This is a genomic window from Bradyrhizobium sp. Ken64 (assembly GCF_055807555.1).
This window is the reverse complement of record NZ_JBVVPA010000024.1, coordinates 38,877-54,296: the sequence shown is the minus strand read 5'-3', so window position 1 is coordinate 54,296 and position 15,420 is coordinate 38,877. Positions and strand designations below refer to the sequence as shown.

The window sequence follows — 15,420 nt, the reverse complement described above, 5'->3', positions numbered from 1 at the left end:
GTTCGCCGCAGTGCGGCGGACGCGATGTCCTCGGGAGGAATTCGATGGAAATCACCGCGCTCGGCTATATCGGGATCAATTCATCCCAGCTCGATCAGTGGGGTCGGATGGCGACCGAGCTGCTCGGCATGCAGCAGGTCGATCGCGGCGGCAAGATGCGCGCCTTCCGCATGGATGACCACAAGCAGCGCCTGGTCATCGACGGCAGCAGCGATGCCGGGCTCGCGGTGATGGGATGGGAGGTTCCCTCGGCCTCGGACATCGACCGTCTCGCCGGCCGTCTGGAAAGCCATGGCGTGAAGGTGACCCGCGGCTCGCGCGCGCTGGCCGACGAGCGGCATGTGGCCGAGCTGGTCGTGTTCAGCGATCCCGCCGGCAACCGGCTCGAGGCCTTCTGCGAACCGGAGCTTGCGACCGAGCCGTTCAAGCCTGGGCGGCCAATCTCCGGCTTCCGCACCGGTGCGCTCGGCATGGGGCACGTCGTGCTCAACGTCGAGGATGTCGAACTGCTGGTGCCGTTCTATCGCGACGTGCTCGGCTTTCAGGTTTCCGATTTCGGCCTCAAGCCCTACGGGCTCTATTTCTTCCACGTCAACGGCCGTCACCACTCCTTTGCAATGGTTGGCTCAGGGCGGAAAGCGCTGCACCATTTCATGGTCGAACTTGGCAGCCTCGATGATGTCGGGCAGGGCTACGACCTCGCGCAGCTGGACGACGGCCGCATCGCCTACACGCTTGGACGGCATACGAACGATCACATGACCTCGTTCTACGTGAACACGCCGTCCGGCTTCTTCATCGAATATGGCTGGGGCGCTCGTGTGATCGATCCGGAAACCTGGCAGCCACACGAAACCTTTGACGGCCCGTCGCTGTGGGGCCACGAGCGGCTCTACATGCCCGAGGAGCAGCGCAAGCGCCTGCGCGACATGAGATTGGATGCAGCGTCGCGCGGCGTCCGTGTGGCCGATCCCCGCGTGCCCCCACTGAATTGTGCGTGGCTGGATTCGGTGGTGGCGCGGGAGTAACCGGAGCGGACACGATCAGGCCTCGCCGAGATCGACCTCCGTCAAGATTCCCTGGCGCAGCGCCAGCCGGACCAGCTCGATGTCGGAGCCGACGCCGAGCTTGTCCTTGATCATGGAATGCAGGTTCGCCACCGTCTTCGGGCTGACATGGAGCGTCTCGGCGATCTCCTCTGTCGTGTTTTCGGCGAGCAGCAGCCGCAGCACCTCGAACTCGCGCGGCGTGAGGACGTCGGCGGCAGAGCTTTCCCCGGCGAGCCGGCTCAACGCGAGCTCATGGTCGATGTCGGGGCTGATCGCGATCTTGCCGGCGAGCACGTCCATCACGGCGCGCACCAGCGTCTCCGGCGGGCTGGTCTTGGTGACGTAGCCCCTGGCGCCGGCGCGGATCGCCTGCACGGCAAAGCCGGCATTCTCGTGCATGGTGAAGACCAGGATCCTCGCGCCCTTGTCCCATTGCCTGATGCGCCTGACCGCCTCGATGCCGCCGATGCCGGGCATGCTCAGGTCCATGATGACGAGGTCGGGTGCCTCCGATTTGTAGAGACGGTAGGCCTCGGCGCCGTCGGCGGCTTCGGCGATGACGCGCAATCCCGGCTGCTTCTGGAGCACGGAGCGATAGCCCTCGCGGACGACGGAATGGTCGTCGACCAGCAGAATGGTCGCATCGGCCGCCCTCATGCGGCATGCTCCAGCGGCGGCCGATCGGCGGCTGCGAGCGGAATGACCACGCGCAGTGCGGAGCCGCCGTTCGGCGCGGCCTCGAAGCTCAACTGGCCGCGCAAGGCTGCAACCCGTTCGCGCATGCCGAGCAGGCCCATTCCGGATTTCGCGGCGGGATCGCTCGCGCGTCCGTCATCGTCGATCGCAAGCGCGATCTCGCCGGCCCCCATCGTCAATTCCAGGCTGACCCGCGTGGCGACGGCATGCTTGGCGGCGTTGGTGAGCGCCTCCTGCACGATCCGGTAGAGGCTGGCGCTGATCGTGGCGGGCAGGGTCTCGAATGCGCCGTCGAACCGGATCGAGAAACGCGTCTCGCCGCGGCTGCGCCCGTTCCAGCCCGCGACGAGGCCTTCGAGGCTGGCGACGAGCCCGAGTTCCTCGACATCGGGCGGCCGCAGCCGGAACAATGTGCCGCGCAACGTCTCCATCATGCCGGTTGCGGTCCGCGCGATGCCGTCGCATTCGCCAAGCAGGGAAGGGCAGTCCTGCGCGGCGGTCTGGCGGGCAGAGGAGGCGAGCGCGCGGATTGCGGCGAGCGACTGGCCGAACTCGTCATGCAGCTCGCGCGCGAGATGGCGGCGCTCCTCGTCCTGGAGCGCGATCAGCTTCCGCGTCAGCTCGCTGCGTTCGGCAAGCGCAGTCTCGAGGCTTTCGGCGAGATGGTTGAAGCCGTCGCGGATCGCGGAGAGCTCGGCAAGGTCGAACGGCGGCAGCCGCGTGGTGAGGTCGTTGGCGGCGATCCGCTCGAGGCCGGTGCGGATCATGCGGGTGGGGCGCAGCGCGCGTGCCAGCGCGGCGTAGACCAGCCCGCAGAGCAGCGGCAGCGCGATCGCCAGCGCCAGCATCAGGCGGCCGGCCTCGTGCCAGGCCTCCGCGGTCTGCACGGCCGGCTCGACCGAGACCACGGCGTCGCCGAGCTTCGCTCCGCGCACGATCACAGGCCGTGCCGCTTCGCGGCCGGGGTCGAACAAGCTGCGATAGAAGGCCGTGAAGGCTTGCGGCGGCGGGTTCGCCGGGGCGGGCGCGCCGCTGCAGAAACGCTGGAGGGTGTCGCCGCTCGTGCCGCGGAACGCCAGGCAGAGGCCGGGCGTCATCACATAGGCCGAAACGGGGTCGAGGTTGGGAAAGTCCGAGCGCGGGCTGGCCACCCACTGGATCTTGCCCTGCTGCAGCTCCAGCGTTTTGGCCACGATGGCGGCGATATCGTCGAGGCGCGCATGCGCCGCGCGGTCGGCCGTAATCAGGAAGTAGGCGGAGATGGCTGCGAAGCAGGCGGCCGATATCGCGGCCACGCGCAGCGTCAGTCGGACTTTGAGATCGAACCTCGGGCGGTTCCACATCGGCGGGCACCTGGTGCGAACGGGTTTGTCGCGACAGCATTAGACGGCAGAACGCATCCGGCGCAAAGCCGCCAGGCGCCAGTGCGGTGCACCGTCGTGAAATTTTCCCGGCCATCGCCGGGACCGGCGCCGCTGCATGGCCTGATGTCGCCGTCCAGATTGGCGCGCCGCTCCGTCACACGAGGCACATTTATGCACCTCCGCCGGTTGATCCTGTCAGTCTGTCTCCTTGTCGTCCTCCCGGCGTCTTATGCGCTTGCCGAAACCGCCATCGGCGTCGCCATGGACGATTTCAGTTATACCGATACGTCGGCTGAACCCGCCAACCAGACCGCCGCCCACGAGCGACGGCTGGCGGCCTTCATGGCCGCGCTCCGGCAAGACATCGGCGAAGACCGGCGCTACCGGCTCGTGCCGTCGGCCCAGGACGGCGCGGCGTTCAAGGTCATCGGCGGCATCCAGAAAACGAGCACGCTGGTACAATGGGCCAAGGTCGCCGTGATCGACGTCGGCGCCAAAAAGATCGTGATGGACAAGCTCTACACCTTCCGTGGCGACAATGATGAATCATGGCAGCGTGCCGAGATCTTCGTGTCGCGCGAGATCATGGCCGCACTCGCCACGCCCGCGCCGATTGCAATGGCCGTGTTCGATTTCGAACTGGAGGATACGACCGCCGCTTCGGCTGGCGCGTCGGCCACATCAGATGCGTCATATCTGGCCGAAGTGAGCGGGAGTGTTCGCGACGCCCTCGGCCGATCCGGCCGCTACCGCCTCGTCGATGTCGGCAGCGCGAACGAGAAGGCGGTGAAGGCGCACGCTTTGCGCGACTGCGGCGGCTGCGAAGCGGCGATTGCGCAAGGGCTCGGTGCGGATCAGTCGCTGATCGGGGTAGTGCGGCGGGTCAGCCGTACCGAATATACGCTCGGCTTCCAGGTGCGCGATGCCAGGACCGGCGCGGTGCTCGCACGCGGCGACAGCGGCCTGCGCCTGGGCGCGGACTATTCCTGGAAACGGGGCGCGGTGCGGCTGGTCAGTGATCGCATGATCGAGAACCAGCCGCAGCAATAGGCCTCAGGCGCGGCCTCAGAACGTCAGCTGCACCTTCATCGACTGCGAGCGGTCGCTGGCGAGCTCGAACGCCGCGACCGCGTTCTCGAACGGCATGGTCGCCGTGATCAGCGGCTTGACGTCGATCAGGCCTTCGCCCATCAGCCGCACCGCCAGCTCGAATTCGGGATCGAAGCGGAAGGTGCCGCGCAGCTGCAATTCCTTGGCGACGATGGAGTTGATCGGCAGCGTCATCTCGCCGCCGAGGCCGAGCTGCACCAGCGTGGCACCGGGCCTGAGCACGTCGAGGGCGGTGCGGAGTGCGGCCTGGTTGCCGGAGGCCTCGAACAGCGTGTCGAACACGCCTTTGCCGGTGCGCCAGGGATCGAGCGCCGTGGCGTCGGCCGCGACATTGATGGCGTGAGTGGCGCCGAGCTTTCTGGCGACGGCAAGCGGCGCCTCCGCGACATCGGTGACCACGATCTCGGCCGCGCCGCCGAAGCGCGAGACCAAAATCATCAGCGCGCCGATCGGGCCGCAGCCGGTGATCAGCACGCGCTTGCCGAGCAAGGGCCCGGCCTGCTTGCCGGCATGCAGGCACACCGCGAGCGGCTCGGCGACCGCGGCTTCCGCCAGCGACAGCTTGTCGGCGATCGGAACGGCCTGCGCCGCATCGACCGTGATGAATTCGCGAAAGCCGCCCTGCACATGGGGAAAGCGCATCGCGCTGCCAAGGAAGCGCATGTCGAGGCACTGGTTGCGCATGCCTTCCTGGCAATGCAGGCACTGGCCGCACGGCTTGCTCGGATTGACTGCGACGCGGGTGCCCGGCTTCACGTTGGCGACGCCGTCACCGACGGCCGCGACCACGCCGGCGATCTCGTGCCCCAGCGCCATCGGCTGCTGGATCCGCACGACGCCGAAGCCGCCGTGATGATAATAGTGCAGATCGGACCCGCAGATGCCGCCGTTCGCGATCTTGACGCGGACTTCACCCGGACCGGGCGCTGCATCGGGATAGAGGTCGATCCGCAGATCTTTCGGTGCGTGAATGACGACGGCGCGCATGGTGGGCTCCCTCAGCGTTTCGCGGCTCACATCGCGGCGATCATGCCGCCATCGACATAGATGATCTGGCCGTTGACATAGGTCGAGGCATCCGACGCCAGGAAGATCGCAGCGCCCACCAGCTCGTCCGGTCGGCCCCAGCGCTTGGAGGGAACGCGGCCCATCAGCCAGGTGTTGAAGTCGGTATTGTTGACCAGCGCCTCGTTCATGTCGGTTAGCATGTAGCCGGGGCCGATCGCGTTGGCCTGGATGCCGTGCTGGGCCCATTCCACTGCCATCGAGCGGGTCAGGTTCTTGATGCCGCCCTTGGCGGCGGTGTAGGGCGCAATCGTGGGACGCGCGAGCTCGCTGCCGAGCGAGCCGATATTGATGATCTTGCCGTGCTTGCGCGGGATCATGCGCTTGGCCGCCTCGCGGCCGATCACGAAGGCGCTGGTGAGGTTGGTCTCGATCACCTTGCGCCACTCGTCGGTGGTGAACTCCACCAGCGGCTTGCGGTGCTGGATGCCGGCATTGTTGACGAGGATGTCGACCGCGATACCCTTGTTGTCGAAGTCGTTGAAGGCGGCGACGATCGCGGGCTCGTCGGTGACGTTGAAAGCAGCACCCTCCGCCTGGTGGCCGGCGGCGCGAAACTCCGCGACGGCCTGCTCGACGCGCTTCGGATCGACGCCGTTGACGATGATCCTGGCGCCGGCCTTGGCCATGCCCTCGGCGATGGCGCGGCCAAGGCCGCGGGAGGAGCCGGTCACGAGCGCGGTGTGGCCGGAAAGGTCGAAGAGGGCGGTGCTCATCTCAAAATATCCTCACACGTTGGAACGGCGCACGGTCAAATCGGAACGGTCGAATACGGCGGGCAGAAGGTCGACGCCGAGGCCGGGGCCTTCCATCGGATAGACGAAACCATCTTTGATCGTGGGCATGGTGGTGACGAGCTCATTGTACCAGCCCTTGTAGAAGGCGCGCACCGATTCCTGGATCAGGGTGTTGGGCTGGCTGAACGACATGTGGATGGCGGCGATGAAGCCGATCGGGCCGATGCAGTCGTGCGGTGCGAAGGGCCGGTGATAGGTCTCGGCCATCGCCGCGATCTTGCGGCCCTCGGTGAGGCCGCCGGTCCAGCACAGATCCGCCATCACCACGTGCATGGCGTCGCGGTCGAGCATGTCCTTGTAGGGGAAGCGCGAGCCGAGCGTCTCGCTGGCGCAGACCCAGACGTCGGTGCAGCGGGCATATTCGGCCAGCGCCTGCGGCGAGTTCATCCGGATCGGGTCTTCGTACCAGGTCGGCTTGTAGGGCTCGAGCGCGCGCGCGATCTGTTTTGCGGTGGGCAGGTTCCACAGCGAATGGAGCTCGACCATGATCTCCATCTTGTCGCCGACGGCCTTGCGGATTTTCTCGAACGGCTCGATCGCGTGCTTCATCTGGGCGGCCGTGATGTACAGGCCCTTGTTCTCCTGCGCCGCCGGATCGAACGGCCAGATCTTCATCGCCGAGATGCCGCTCTCCAGCAGGTTTTCGGCAAGCGCATCGGCGTGGTGCATGAAGCCATCGAGATCCTCATAGGGCCCCTTGGCAGCGCCAAGATTCCAGTTCGCGACCGGGCTAATATTGGTCGAGCGGACATATTGGGTGCCGGCGCAGGTGTTGTAGATGCGCTGCTTGTCGCGGCAGAGGCCGCCGAGCATCTGGTGCACCGGCTGATTGCAGACCTTTCCGAACAGGTCCCATAGCGCGATGTCGATTGCCGACGCCGCGCGATATTCGACGCCGGTGGACGACTGCGCCATCGGCAGGTTCAGCATATCGCGGTGGATCGCCTCGATGTGCAGCGGGTTGCGGCCGAGCAGGCGGCCGGCAAAGGTGTCGTGGATCTGGGCCTCGACCGCGCCGGCGCCGTAGAAGGTTTCACCGAGACCGATCATGCCCGTGTCGGTGTGGACGCGCACCCAGATGACGTTGGAGAATTCTTCGGTGCGCAGCGTCTCGATCGACGTGATCTTCACGGCAATACTCCTCCCATCGCAGGCGCGCGCAGCGCCGTCTTGTTGTCATTCCGCACCGCAACATGGTGCGGGCGCATGCCAAGTCTTACGCTCGCTTGTAATATATCACAACATGTTTTAGGGATATCACCAACAAGGCGCCGCCCTGCAACGACGGCGCGGGCTGAGGGGAGAGACGACATGGCAACGCGCAAGCGCGCGCTCGGGGTGGTGAGGAACGACGATGCCGAGGGCAAGCCCTCCCGGCGCAACCGTCTCAACTTCTTCGAGCTGGCCTATCAGAGGATCGAAGAGCTGCTCGTCCATTGCGAGCTCAAGCCCGGCCAGTTCATGACGATGCTTGAATTGCAGCACATCACCGGATTCGGCCGCACGCCGGTTCATCACGCCGTCAATCGTCTCTCCGCCGATACGTTGATCATCATCCGTCCGCGTCACGGTCTTCGCATTGCGCCGATCGATCTGGCACGCGAGCGCATGCTGCTGGCTTTGCGCCGCGACATGGAGCGCTTCGTGATCCGGCTTGCGGCCGACCGCGCCAGCCTTTCGCACCGCAATCAGGCGCTGCACATCGAGCGCCTTCTGCGCGAGCGCCGCGCCAATCTGACCCTCGACGAGTTCAACCACATCGACCGCCGCATCGACGCGCTGGTGCTGGAGGCGGCAGGCGAACCGTTTCTGGTGCACACGCTGCGGCCGTTGCACACGCTGTACCGGCGCATCGGCTACATCCACCACCGTTTCATGCCGGGACAGGCCGAGCTTTCAGGAACAATCGATCATCATCTGGCTATTCTTAATGCGGTCGCCAGCCGCCGCGTCGAGGACGCGGTGAAGGCGAGCGATGCACTGATCGACTACATGGGCGAGATGTTCACCGGCATGGAGGTGGGGATCGACCCGCGCCTGCTCGATTGCAGCATCGAGCCGCTGCTCGGCACGTAAAAGTTCAGGAGGACCAAAGATGTCGACGATGGCGATGCCACAACCGACCGCGAGCGAAGCCGCGGTCCGCTACCTCATCACGAACTACAGCCCCAAGGGCAACAAGGTCGGCTGGCTGATGATGGCCTCGATCCTGGTCGAAGCCTGGGATCTCTATTCGATCGCCTTCGTGCTGATCTTCATCAAGGAGCAGTACAATCCCGATCCGCTGATGCTGGGCCTGGCCGCGGCAGGTACGCAAGGCGGCGCCATGATCGGCGCACTGCTCGGCGGCTGGCTTTCCGACAAGATCGGCCGCCGCGTCATGTTCCTGGTGACGATGGTGATGTTCATCGTGCTGGCGCTGGCGCAGGCCTTCGTGCCCAGCGTCGGCTGGCTCGTCGTGATCCGCTTCCTGCTCGGCATACCGCTCGGTTCGGACATCTCGACCGGCTACACCTACATCATGGAATCCATGGCCAAGGGTGAGCGCGAGGTCATGGGTAACCGCTGGCAGTTCATGTTCGCGGTCGGCGAGGTCCTGACGATCGGCGTCATCGTGATCTTCCTGCTGTTCGACATTCACCACGAGACGCTGTGGCGGGTGACGCTCGGCCTTGGCGCGTTGCCGGCGCTGATCATCCTGATCATGCGGCACGACGTGCCTGAGACGGCTGTGTGGCTGGTGCAGAAGGGACGCTACCGCGAGGCCAAGCAGGTCGCGCGCGAGATGTTCAACGATGATCTCGCCATGCTGCCGGACCATGACGTGGAGATGCCAAAGGTCTCCACCCGTGCGTTCCTCGCCGACCTCAAGAAGGATCCGATCCGCTGGCGCGCCACGATTTATGGCTGGATCGCCTGCTTCGCACAGGCCAGCGAGTTCTCGACCTTCGCGTTCTACCTGCCGGTGCTCTTTGTGATGGTCGGCGTGTCGAGCGTGCTCGGCATCAATCTGGTGACGATGGCGCTATTCTCCTTCGCCGCCGTGTCGGGCTGGGTCGGTCCGCTGCTGACGCCCAAGATCGGTCACCGCGGCATCTCGATCGCGGGCTTCTCGATCGTGCTGGTCTCGCTGCTGGTCGCGGCTTTCGCGCTCTACACCGACAACAAGATCCTGCTGCCGTTCGCGGCCGCCGCGATGCTGTGGGGCCATTATTGGGATGCGTCGAACTGCATGACGATCCCGACCATGGTCGCCAAGCCGAAATATCGCGGCACCGCCAGCGGCTTCGCTTACATGTTCGTGAAGCTGCCGTCGTTCCTGGCAATCTTCCTGTTCCCGACGGTGTTCGCCGCGATTGGGCAGGCGAATGCCACGCTGATGGTCGCGATCTTCCCGCTGATCGGATTGCTCGCCGCAATCTTTATCCTGCCGGAAGTCTACGGCTACGAGAACGATTGACGATGCGTGACCCGGTCGCGGCCGTGGTGGCCGCGATCGGGCTTTTCCCGTGGACGCGCCGGCGCGAACGGCTACGGGCTCAGGAAGATGGAATCGATCCCGGCGCCATGGCTGAGCAGGCCGATGGCCTGAAGCTGTGCGCTGTGCAGGTCGATCTCCACGATGGCGAACAGGGTCAGCAGCACCACGACCGAAAAGACCAATAGCGGGTGGGATGTTTCGCCCCGGCCTTGGTCCGCTGTGGTGAAGCCTTGAAACGTGCGGCGCAGGGAGAAGCTCTGCGGCAATGCCTTCGACTGGATCTGCATGATGAACCTTCCTTGCCGCGCGGTATCAGGCCGCGCGACGAGGTGCAGTATAGGCCCAACGTCAGCGGCGACATTGATGCGCCGCAAATTGCGCGCGATTACCGGATCGCGGCTGCCAGCGCCGCGATCAAGGCGGGCGGCGTCACCAGCAGTCCGAGCTTCAGGAACGGCCAGGCGCCGACTTCGATCTTCTCCCGCCGCAGCGCCACCAGCCACAGGATGGTGGCGAGCGAACCGGTTACCGACAGATTGGGCCCGAGATCGACGCCGATCAGGATGGCGCTCACGACCGGCGCGGGCAAGTGATCGCTGGCGGCAACCGAGCCGGCAACGAGGCCGACGGGAAGATTGTTCGCGATGTTGTCGGCGACCGCGGTGGCGATGCCGACGCTCCACGCCGCCTTCGTCACGGATTGCCCGACGGCTTCATGCAGCAGCGCGCTGAGCTGCCCGATCACGCCCGTCTTGATCAGCGCTTCCACCATCACGAACAGGCCGCCGACCAGCGGCAGCACGCTCCAGGAGACGCCGCGCAGCACGGGGAGCGGCGATTGCCGGTTGAGCAGCAGCACGATTGCGGCTGTCACCACGCCGCAAACGAAGGTCGGCAGGCCCAACTCCTTGTCCAACGCGGAGGCCGTGACCAGCACGATGCCGATCGCCACGATGCCGATGGCCGTCAGCTTGCCGCCGCGGCCGAGCTTTGGATGCGGCACGCTGCTTGCGATCGTCTCTTCCTTCAGGGCGCGGTGCTGGGTCAGGCGCAGCACGACATAGGTCAGAAGGATCGAGGCCGCCGAGGGCAGGGCGAACAGGCGCAGCCATTCGGTGAGCGCAGGCATGTGGGCCCCGAACACGACCAGATTGGCCGGATTGGAGATCGGCAGCACGAAGCTCGCGGCGTTGGCGATGAAGGCGCAGACGAACAGATACGGCAGCGGCTTGGCGCCGGCCGCGCGCGTCGCGGCATAGACGGCGGGCGTCAGCACGATCGCGGTGGCGTCGTTCGAGAGCAGGACGGTGACGAGCGTGCCGACGATGTAGATCAGCAGGAACAGCCGCTGCGGCGAGCCGCCGGCATATTCCACGGCGAGCGCTGCGAGGTAGTCGAAGAGGCCTTCGAGCCGCGCCAGTTCGGCGATCAGCATCATGCCGATCAGGAAGAGATAGACATCCACGCCTTTCTCGATGCCGGTGAGCGCATCCCGCCACGGCAGCAGGCCGAGCAGCAGGAGCGCACTGGCGCCGATGACGGCCCAGATCGCCTCCGGCAGGCGAAAGGGCCGGATAATGACGCCTGCGGTCGCGGCGACGATGATGCTCCAGGCCAGGATGGCGTCAGACGGCACGTTCGATCCCTAGGATGTGTCGGTTCATTCGGCAGCGATAGCGGAAGCCGCCGCCGCTGTCTTCCCCCGCGGGCGCGGACCGCCGTCTGCGATCTGCCGCGTCTCGGTGCCGAGTTTCGGTCTATGATTTTGTTCAAAGCCTGTTGGGTTGGGGCGGCGCGATAGCGTCGTCATTGCGAGCGGAGCGAAGCGATCCAGACTGTCTCCGCGGAGCGAGTTCTGGATTGCTTCGTCGCAAGGGCTCCTCGCAATGACGGAATCTGTGGAGGCGTCTCGCGATGTTCACTCTCACCGCGCCATCGACGGCTTTGCCGTGATCGCCTTGCGCAAGATGCGCGACAGCGCTTCGACCGAATACGGCTTCTGGATCAGCTCGAAACCGCGATCGGCGTTCTCGGCGAGAACGTTGCTGTAACCAGAGGTGAGCACGACGGGCAGGCCCGGATAGCGTTCGCGGATGATGCCGGCGAGCTCGACGCCGTTCATGCCGGGCATGATGACGTCGGAGAAGACGAGGTCGACGGCGAACTCGTTCTCGCCGAGGATGGCGAGCGCCGCATTGGCGTTGGCGGCACGGCGGACGACATAGCCGAGGTCTTCCAGCAACTCCGTGGAGAACCGGCCGACCTCGTCGTCGTCTTCCACCACGAGCACGCGATAGCCGCGCCCGGTGGCCGCGGCCTCATAGGTCAGCGCCGCCGCTTCCTGTTCCGTGGCGGGGCTTTGCGCCTGCGGCAGATAGATGGTGAAGGTCGCGCCTTCACCAAGCGTGCTCGTCACGGCGATGTCGCCCTCGGACTGCTTTGCGAAGCCGAAGGCCTGGCTCAGGCCGAGGCCGGTGCCCTTGCCGACCTCCTTGGTGGTGAAGAACGGCTCGAAGATGGCCTCGATGTTTTCCGGCGCGATGCCGCTGCCGGTGTCGGCGACCGAGATCGCGACATAGTCGCCGCCGCGCGCCGATTGCGCTCGCAGGTTGGGGATGCCCTGAACTTTCCGGACCGCTATCGTAAGGCGGCCTTCGCCGTCCATGGCGTCGCGTGCGTTGATCGCGAGGTTGATCAGCGCGGTCTCGAACTGCGCGATATCGGCGACCGTGAAGCAGTCGCCATCGTGAACCTCCACCGCGATGTCGATGCGGCCACCGACCAGCGGCCGCACCAGTTGCGCGACGCCTTCAACCTGGCTGGCGACGTTGAAGATCTGCGGTTTCAGCGGCTGCCGGCGCGCGAAGGCCAGCAGCTGGGCGGTCAGCTTGGAGGCACGCTCGACGGTGTCGGAGATGGCATCGACATAACGGCGGCGGCGCTCCTCCGGCAGCTCGCGGCGGCGCAGGAAATCGGTGGCCGAGCGGATGATGGTGAGCAGATTGTTGAAGTCGTGCGCGACGCCGCCGGTGAGCTGGCCGATCGCCTCCATCTTCTGCGATTGCCGCAACGCTTCCTCGCCGCGGCGGCGTTCGGTGATGTCGACAGCCTCGGGCACCGCGCCGGTGATGTTGCCGTGGCGGTCGAGCACCGGGCGCATGCCGAACTCGAAATCGCGCTCGCCGATGGGAAGGCGCAGGCGCATCTCCAGCCGCACGGCTTCGCCCTTGAGCACGGTGTCGAAGGCCTCGCGCACCAGCGCGCTCATGCCCTCCGTCGCGCTGAACCAGGGCGTCTGCCACAGCGGCTTTCCGATCACGTCCGCGGGGCTCGCCTTGATGCCGTCGAGTGCGTTCTTGTTGGCGTAAAGCAACTCGCCCCTGAGATTGACGAGGCCCTGATACTGGTTGCTGGTCTCCAGGATCGCGCGCAGCCGCGCCTCGTTGGATTCGAGCTCGGCGGTGCGCTCGACGATGCGTTCTTCCAGCGTCTCATTGAGCTGCCGGAGCTCGATCTCGGCCTGCTTGGCCACCGTGATGTCATGGGCAACGCCGATGAAGCCGATATGCCGGCCGGTCGGGTCCCAGCGCGGCTGTGATTCCGAACGCAGCCAGCGCCATTCGCCGGCGGCGTTCTTGTAGCGGGCTTCCAGCACGAACGGTTTGAGCGATGCTTCGCCCTGAACGGATTGCTGCAGCACGTGCGGCAGGTCGTCCGGATGCAGCACCTTGCGCCAGTCGAAGGCAATGGCCTGGTCGTAGGGCAGGCCGACGAAATCGACATAGGCCTGGTTGGCAAAGGACCGTGTGCGGTCGAGTTTCGTGACCCAGATCGGCACCGGCGCGCTGTTGGCGATCAGCCGGAAGCGCTCCTCGCTCTCGCGCAGGGTCTCGCGCACCAGCATCTGGTCGGTGACGTCGATATGGGCGCCGACGAGGCGGAGGGCACGGCCATCCGTGTCGCGCTCGATCTTGGCGACGACGCGGATCCAGCGGGTCTCGCCGTCGTTAGGGCGGATGATGCGGTATTCGGCGGTGTAGTCCTCGCTGGTGCCGGACAGTGCGTCGATGAAGTGCTTCACCGCAGCGTCGCGCTCGTCGGGATGAATGCGATTGACCCAGTCCTCGTGCGACTCGTCGGCGGCTTCCGGCGGCAGGCCGTGGAGCATCAGATATTCCGGCGAACGGCGGTTCTTGAAGCCTTCGCGGAAGTCGACTTCGAGACCGCCGACCTTGCCGATGCGCTGGATGCGCGCAAGCTCGGCTTCGCGCTCCTGGAGCGCGCGATAGGCGTTGTCGCGCTCGCGTGCGACGTCTTCCAGGTGCTGGCGCAGCCTTTCGGCGGCGAAGGTCTCGGGCAAAGGATCGTTCAAGGCGGTGGCCGTTGTGATGCAGGAGCGCACATGGCCGACCGATATTCACACAGACGAAGCGTGATGGCCATTGCTCAAAGGAAATATGGAAAGAAAGACGTCGCCGAATGCAGTGTGGTGGGCATGAACGAACGCCGGGTCTGGCTATTTGTTCCGAACCTTGGAACGATGAGCCTTCCGGGCGCGTATCTCCGGGGCGCTACAACTTTCATTCCCAAAAGCTCCCTTTCCGAAGAGGCTAAATCTTGAAGCTTTTTGTCTGCCAGGCCTGCGGCAACGTGCTCTATTTCGAGAACCGCGCCTGCGAACGCTGCGGCCATCGGGTCGCGTTCCTGCCGGAGAAGGAGACGATGTCGGCGATCGAGCCCGACGGAGAGAGTCAAGGTGGGGCCTGGCGGACGCTGGCTACCAAGGGCGAAAGTCGCATGCTCTGCAGCAATGCCGAGCATGATGCATGCAACTGGCTGACGGATGCGGGCGATACCACCGGCTATTGCCGCGCCTGCCGCCATAACGGCGTCGTGCCGGATCTGTCGGATCCGGCGCAACTCGCCGGCTGGCGCGAGCTGGAGATGGCGAAGCACCGGCTGTTCTATTCCCTGATCCGCTGGAAGCTGCCGCTCCAGACCCGGCAGGACAATCCCGAACATGGCCTGATCTTCAATTTCCTCGCCGACGATCCGCAGAGCGGGCAGAAGGTCCTGACCGGCCACGACAACGGCCTGATCACGATCGCGCTGACCGAGGCGGACGACATCGAGCGCGAGCGGCGCAGGCTGGAGATGGGCGAGCCCTACCGGACGCTGCTCGGGCATTTCCGCCACGAGGTCGGGCACTATTTCTGGGATGTACTGGTGCGCGACGGCGGCAAGCTGGACGAATGCCGCGCCGTGTTCGGCGACGATTCCGCCGATTACGGCCAGGCCTTGCAGCGCCACTATGCCGAAGGCGCCCCGGCTGACTGGCAGCAGAACTACGTTTCAGCCTACGCGACCACGCATCCCTGGGAAGATTTCGCCGAGACCTGGGCGCACTATCTTCACATCGTCGACACCCTGGAGATGGCTAGCGAGTTCGGCATGGAGGTGCGGCCCAAGGTGGACCGCGACGGGGAGTTGACGACGCGTATCCGCTTCAACCCTTACGATGCGAGGGACGTCGAGGCCATCGTCAACGCATGGCTGCCTTTCACCTTCGCCATGAACAGCGTCAACCGCGCCATGGGCATGCGCGACCTCTATCCGTTCATCCTCTCGCCGGTCGTGGTCGACAAGCTCGGCTTCATTCACGGCCTGGTCCGGGACGCCGCCAAGGCCGGGAAGCCGTAGGCCGTCCGGGGCCTGCCAGGCCCGTTTCGGTCTTGCTTCGGTCTTGCGCTGGTACGCCAGAGGGGCCGGATTTTGACCGTTGCCTCCGGCCTATTTTGATGTACCACGGGAGCCACACGGCCCCTCCCATAGGCTCCAACGGCCAGGGAAGGGTCCCG

At 65.4% G+C, this 15,420-nt stretch carries 14 protein-coding genes; 6 read left to right on the top strand and 8 right to left on the bottom strand.

Going from position 1 to position 15,420, the window contains the following annotated elements; translation table 11 throughout:
- Nucleotides 1-44 precede the first annotated feature (44 nt).
- Entirely contained in the window at nucleotides 45-1,028 is a 984-nt protein-coding gene (locus AC0L2F_RS29930) for a VOC family protein (protein ID WP_473250844.1), read from the top strand.
- Nucleotides 1,029-1,043: 15 nt separating this feature from the next.
- Here AC0L2F_RS29930 and AC0L2F_RS29925 read toward each other — a convergent pair whose 3' ends face one another.
- Nucleotides 1,044-1,706 (bottom strand): response regulator, encoded by a 663-nt coding sequence (locus tag AC0L2F_RS29925; protein WP_473250843.1) that lies wholly within the window; start codon nucleotides 1,704-1,706, stop codon nucleotides 1,044-1,046.
- A complete protein-coding gene (locus AC0L2F_RS29920; RefSeq protein ID WP_473250842.1) occupies nucleotides 1,703-3,088 on the bottom strand; it encodes a HAMP domain-containing sensor histidine kinase in 1,386 nt (461 codons plus the stop codon). Before AC0L2F_RS29920 ends, AC0L2F_RS29925 begins: the two co-directional genes overlap by 4 nt.
- Before the next feature lie 192 nt (nucleotides 3,089-3,280).
- On the opposite strand from AC0L2F_RS29920, the gene AC0L2F_RS29915 reads away from it, so the two are divergent.
- Nucleotides 3,281-4,159 (top strand): DUF3280 domain-containing protein, encoded by an 879-nt coding sequence (locus AC0L2F_RS29915; RefSeq protein WP_473250862.1) that lies wholly within the window; start codon nucleotides 3,281-3,283, stop codon nucleotides 4,157-4,159.
- Between the two features lie 15 nt (nucleotides 4,160-4,174).
- On the opposite strand, the gene AC0L2F_RS29910 is transcribed toward AC0L2F_RS29915, so the two are convergent.
- Genes AC0L2F_RS29910 through AC0L2F_RS29900 form a run of 3 tightly spaced genes read right to left on the bottom strand, consistent with a single transcriptional unit; the run spans nucleotide 4,175 to nucleotide 7,212 of the window.
- A complete protein-coding gene (locus AC0L2F_RS29910; protein WP_007611425.1) occupies nucleotides 4,175-5,206 on the bottom strand; it encodes an L-idonate 5-dehydrogenase in 1,032 nt (343 codons plus the stop codon).
- 26 nt (nucleotides 5,207-5,232) lie between these two features.
- Nucleotides 5,233-6,000 (bottom strand): SDR family oxidoreductase, encoded by a 768-nt coding sequence (locus tag AC0L2F_RS29905; protein ID WP_473250841.1) that lies wholly within the window; start codon nucleotides 5,998-6,000, stop codon nucleotides 5,233-5,235.
- A gap of 12 nt (nucleotides 6,001-6,012) precedes the next feature.
- On the bottom strand, nucleotides 6,013-7,212 hold the full coding sequence (locus AC0L2F_RS29900) for a mandelate racemase/muconate lactonizing enzyme family protein (protein WP_007611423.1): 1,200 nt from the start codon (nucleotides 7,210-7,212) through the stop codon (nucleotides 6,013-6,015).
- Between the two features lie 180 nt (nucleotides 7,213-7,392).
- On the opposite strand from AC0L2F_RS29900, the gene AC0L2F_RS29895 reads away from it, so the two are divergent.
- Nucleotides 7,393-8,157 carry a GntR family transcriptional regulator gene (locus tag AC0L2F_RS29895; protein ID WP_473250840.1) on the top strand — a complete coding sequence of 255 codons (765 nt, stop codon included), beginning with the start codon at nucleotides 7,393-7,395 and terminating at the stop codon, nucleotides 8,155-8,157.
- Between the two features lie 19 nt (nucleotides 8,158-8,176).
- Complete coding sequence (locus tag AC0L2F_RS29890; RefSeq protein ID WP_473250839.1) at nucleotides 8,177-9,541, top strand: MFS transporter; 1,365 nt, start codon at nucleotides 8,177-8,179, stop codon at nucleotides 9,539-9,541.
- A gap of 71 nt (nucleotides 9,542-9,612) precedes the next feature.
- Here the strand turns inward: AC0L2F_RS29890 and AC0L2F_RS29885 are convergent, their stop codons facing one another.
- From AC0L2F_RS29885 to AC0L2F_RS29875, 3 genes are all read right to left on the bottom strand, one after another.
- A complete protein-coding gene (locus tag AC0L2F_RS29885) occupies nucleotides 9,613-9,849 on the bottom strand; it encodes a hypothetical protein (RefSeq protein WP_007611419.1) in 237 nt (78 codons plus the stop codon).
- A gap of 98 nt (nucleotides 9,850-9,947) precedes the next feature.
- The gene (locus tag AC0L2F_RS29880) at nucleotides 9,948-11,198 is read right to left on the bottom strand and encodes an arsenic transporter (protein WP_473250838.1); all 1,251 of its coding nucleotides are present in this window, start codon (nucleotides 11,196-11,198) and stop codon (nucleotides 9,948-9,950) included.
- Between the two features lie 288 nt (nucleotides 11,199-11,486).
- Nucleotides 11,487-13,964, bottom strand: coding sequence for a hybrid sensor histidine kinase/response regulator (locus AC0L2F_RS29875; RefSeq protein WP_473250837.1), 2,478 nt, complete (start codon nucleotides 13,962-13,964; stop codon nucleotides 11,487-11,489).
- Between AC0L2F_RS29875 and AC0L2F_RS29870 the strand changes: the two genes are divergently transcribed.
- Nucleotides 13,965-14,183, top strand: a complete 219-nt coding sequence (locus tag AC0L2F_RS29870) for a hypothetical protein (RefSeq protein ID WP_473250836.1) — start codon at nucleotides 13,965-13,967, stop codon at nucleotides 14,181-14,183.
- Nucleotides 14,180-15,262 carry a zinc-binding metallopeptidase family protein gene (locus AC0L2F_RS29865; protein ID WP_473250835.1) on the top strand — a complete coding sequence of 361 codons (1,083 nt, stop codon included), beginning with the start codon at nucleotides 14,180-14,182 and terminating at the stop codon, nucleotides 15,260-15,262. Before AC0L2F_RS29870 ends, AC0L2F_RS29865 begins: the two co-directional genes overlap by 4 nt.
- The last annotated feature ends 158 nt before the right edge of the window (nucleotides 15,263-15,420 follow it).

Bases quoted from the DNA above. Each gene is read 5' to 3' on its own strand.
- AC0L2F_RS29925 (WP_473250843.1), bottom strand. From the start codon at position 1,706: ATGAGGGCGGCCGATGCGACCATTCTGCTGGTCGACGACCATTCCGTC.
- AC0L2F_RS29930 (WP_473250844.1), top strand. From the start codon at position 45: ATGGAAATCACCGCGCTCGGCTATATCGGGATCAATTCATCCCAGCTC.
- AC0L2F_RS29885 (WP_007611419.1), bottom strand. From the start codon at position 9,849: ATGCAGATCCAGTCGAAGGCATTGCCGCAGAGCTTCTCCCTGCGCCGC.
- AC0L2F_RS29890 (WP_473250839.1), top strand. From the start codon at position 8,177: ATGTCGACGATGGCGATGCCACAACCGACCGCGAGCGAAGCCGCGGTC.
- AC0L2F_RS29870 (WP_473250836.1), top strand. From the start codon at position 13,965: ATGGCCGACCGATATTCACACAGACGAAGCGTGATGGCCATTGCTCAA.
- AC0L2F_RS29910 (WP_007611425.1), bottom strand. From the start codon at position 5,206: ATGCGCGCCGTCGTCATTCACGCACCGAAAGATCTGCGGATCGACCTC.
- AC0L2F_RS29920 (WP_473250842.1), bottom strand. From the start codon at position 3,088: ATGTGGAACCGCCCGAGGTTCGATCTCAAAGTCCGACTGACGCTGCGC.
- AC0L2F_RS29895 (WP_473250840.1), top strand. From the start codon at position 7,393: ATGGCAACGCGCAAGCGCGCGCTCGGGGTGGTGAGGAACGACGATGCC.
- AC0L2F_RS29915 (WP_473250862.1), top strand. From the start codon at position 3,281: ATGCACCTCCGCCGGTTGATCCTGTCAGTCTGTCTCCTTGTCGTCCTC.
- AC0L2F_RS29905 (WP_473250841.1), bottom strand. From the start codon at position 6,000: ATGAGCACCGCCCTCTTCGACCTTTCCGGCCACACCGCGCTCGTGACC.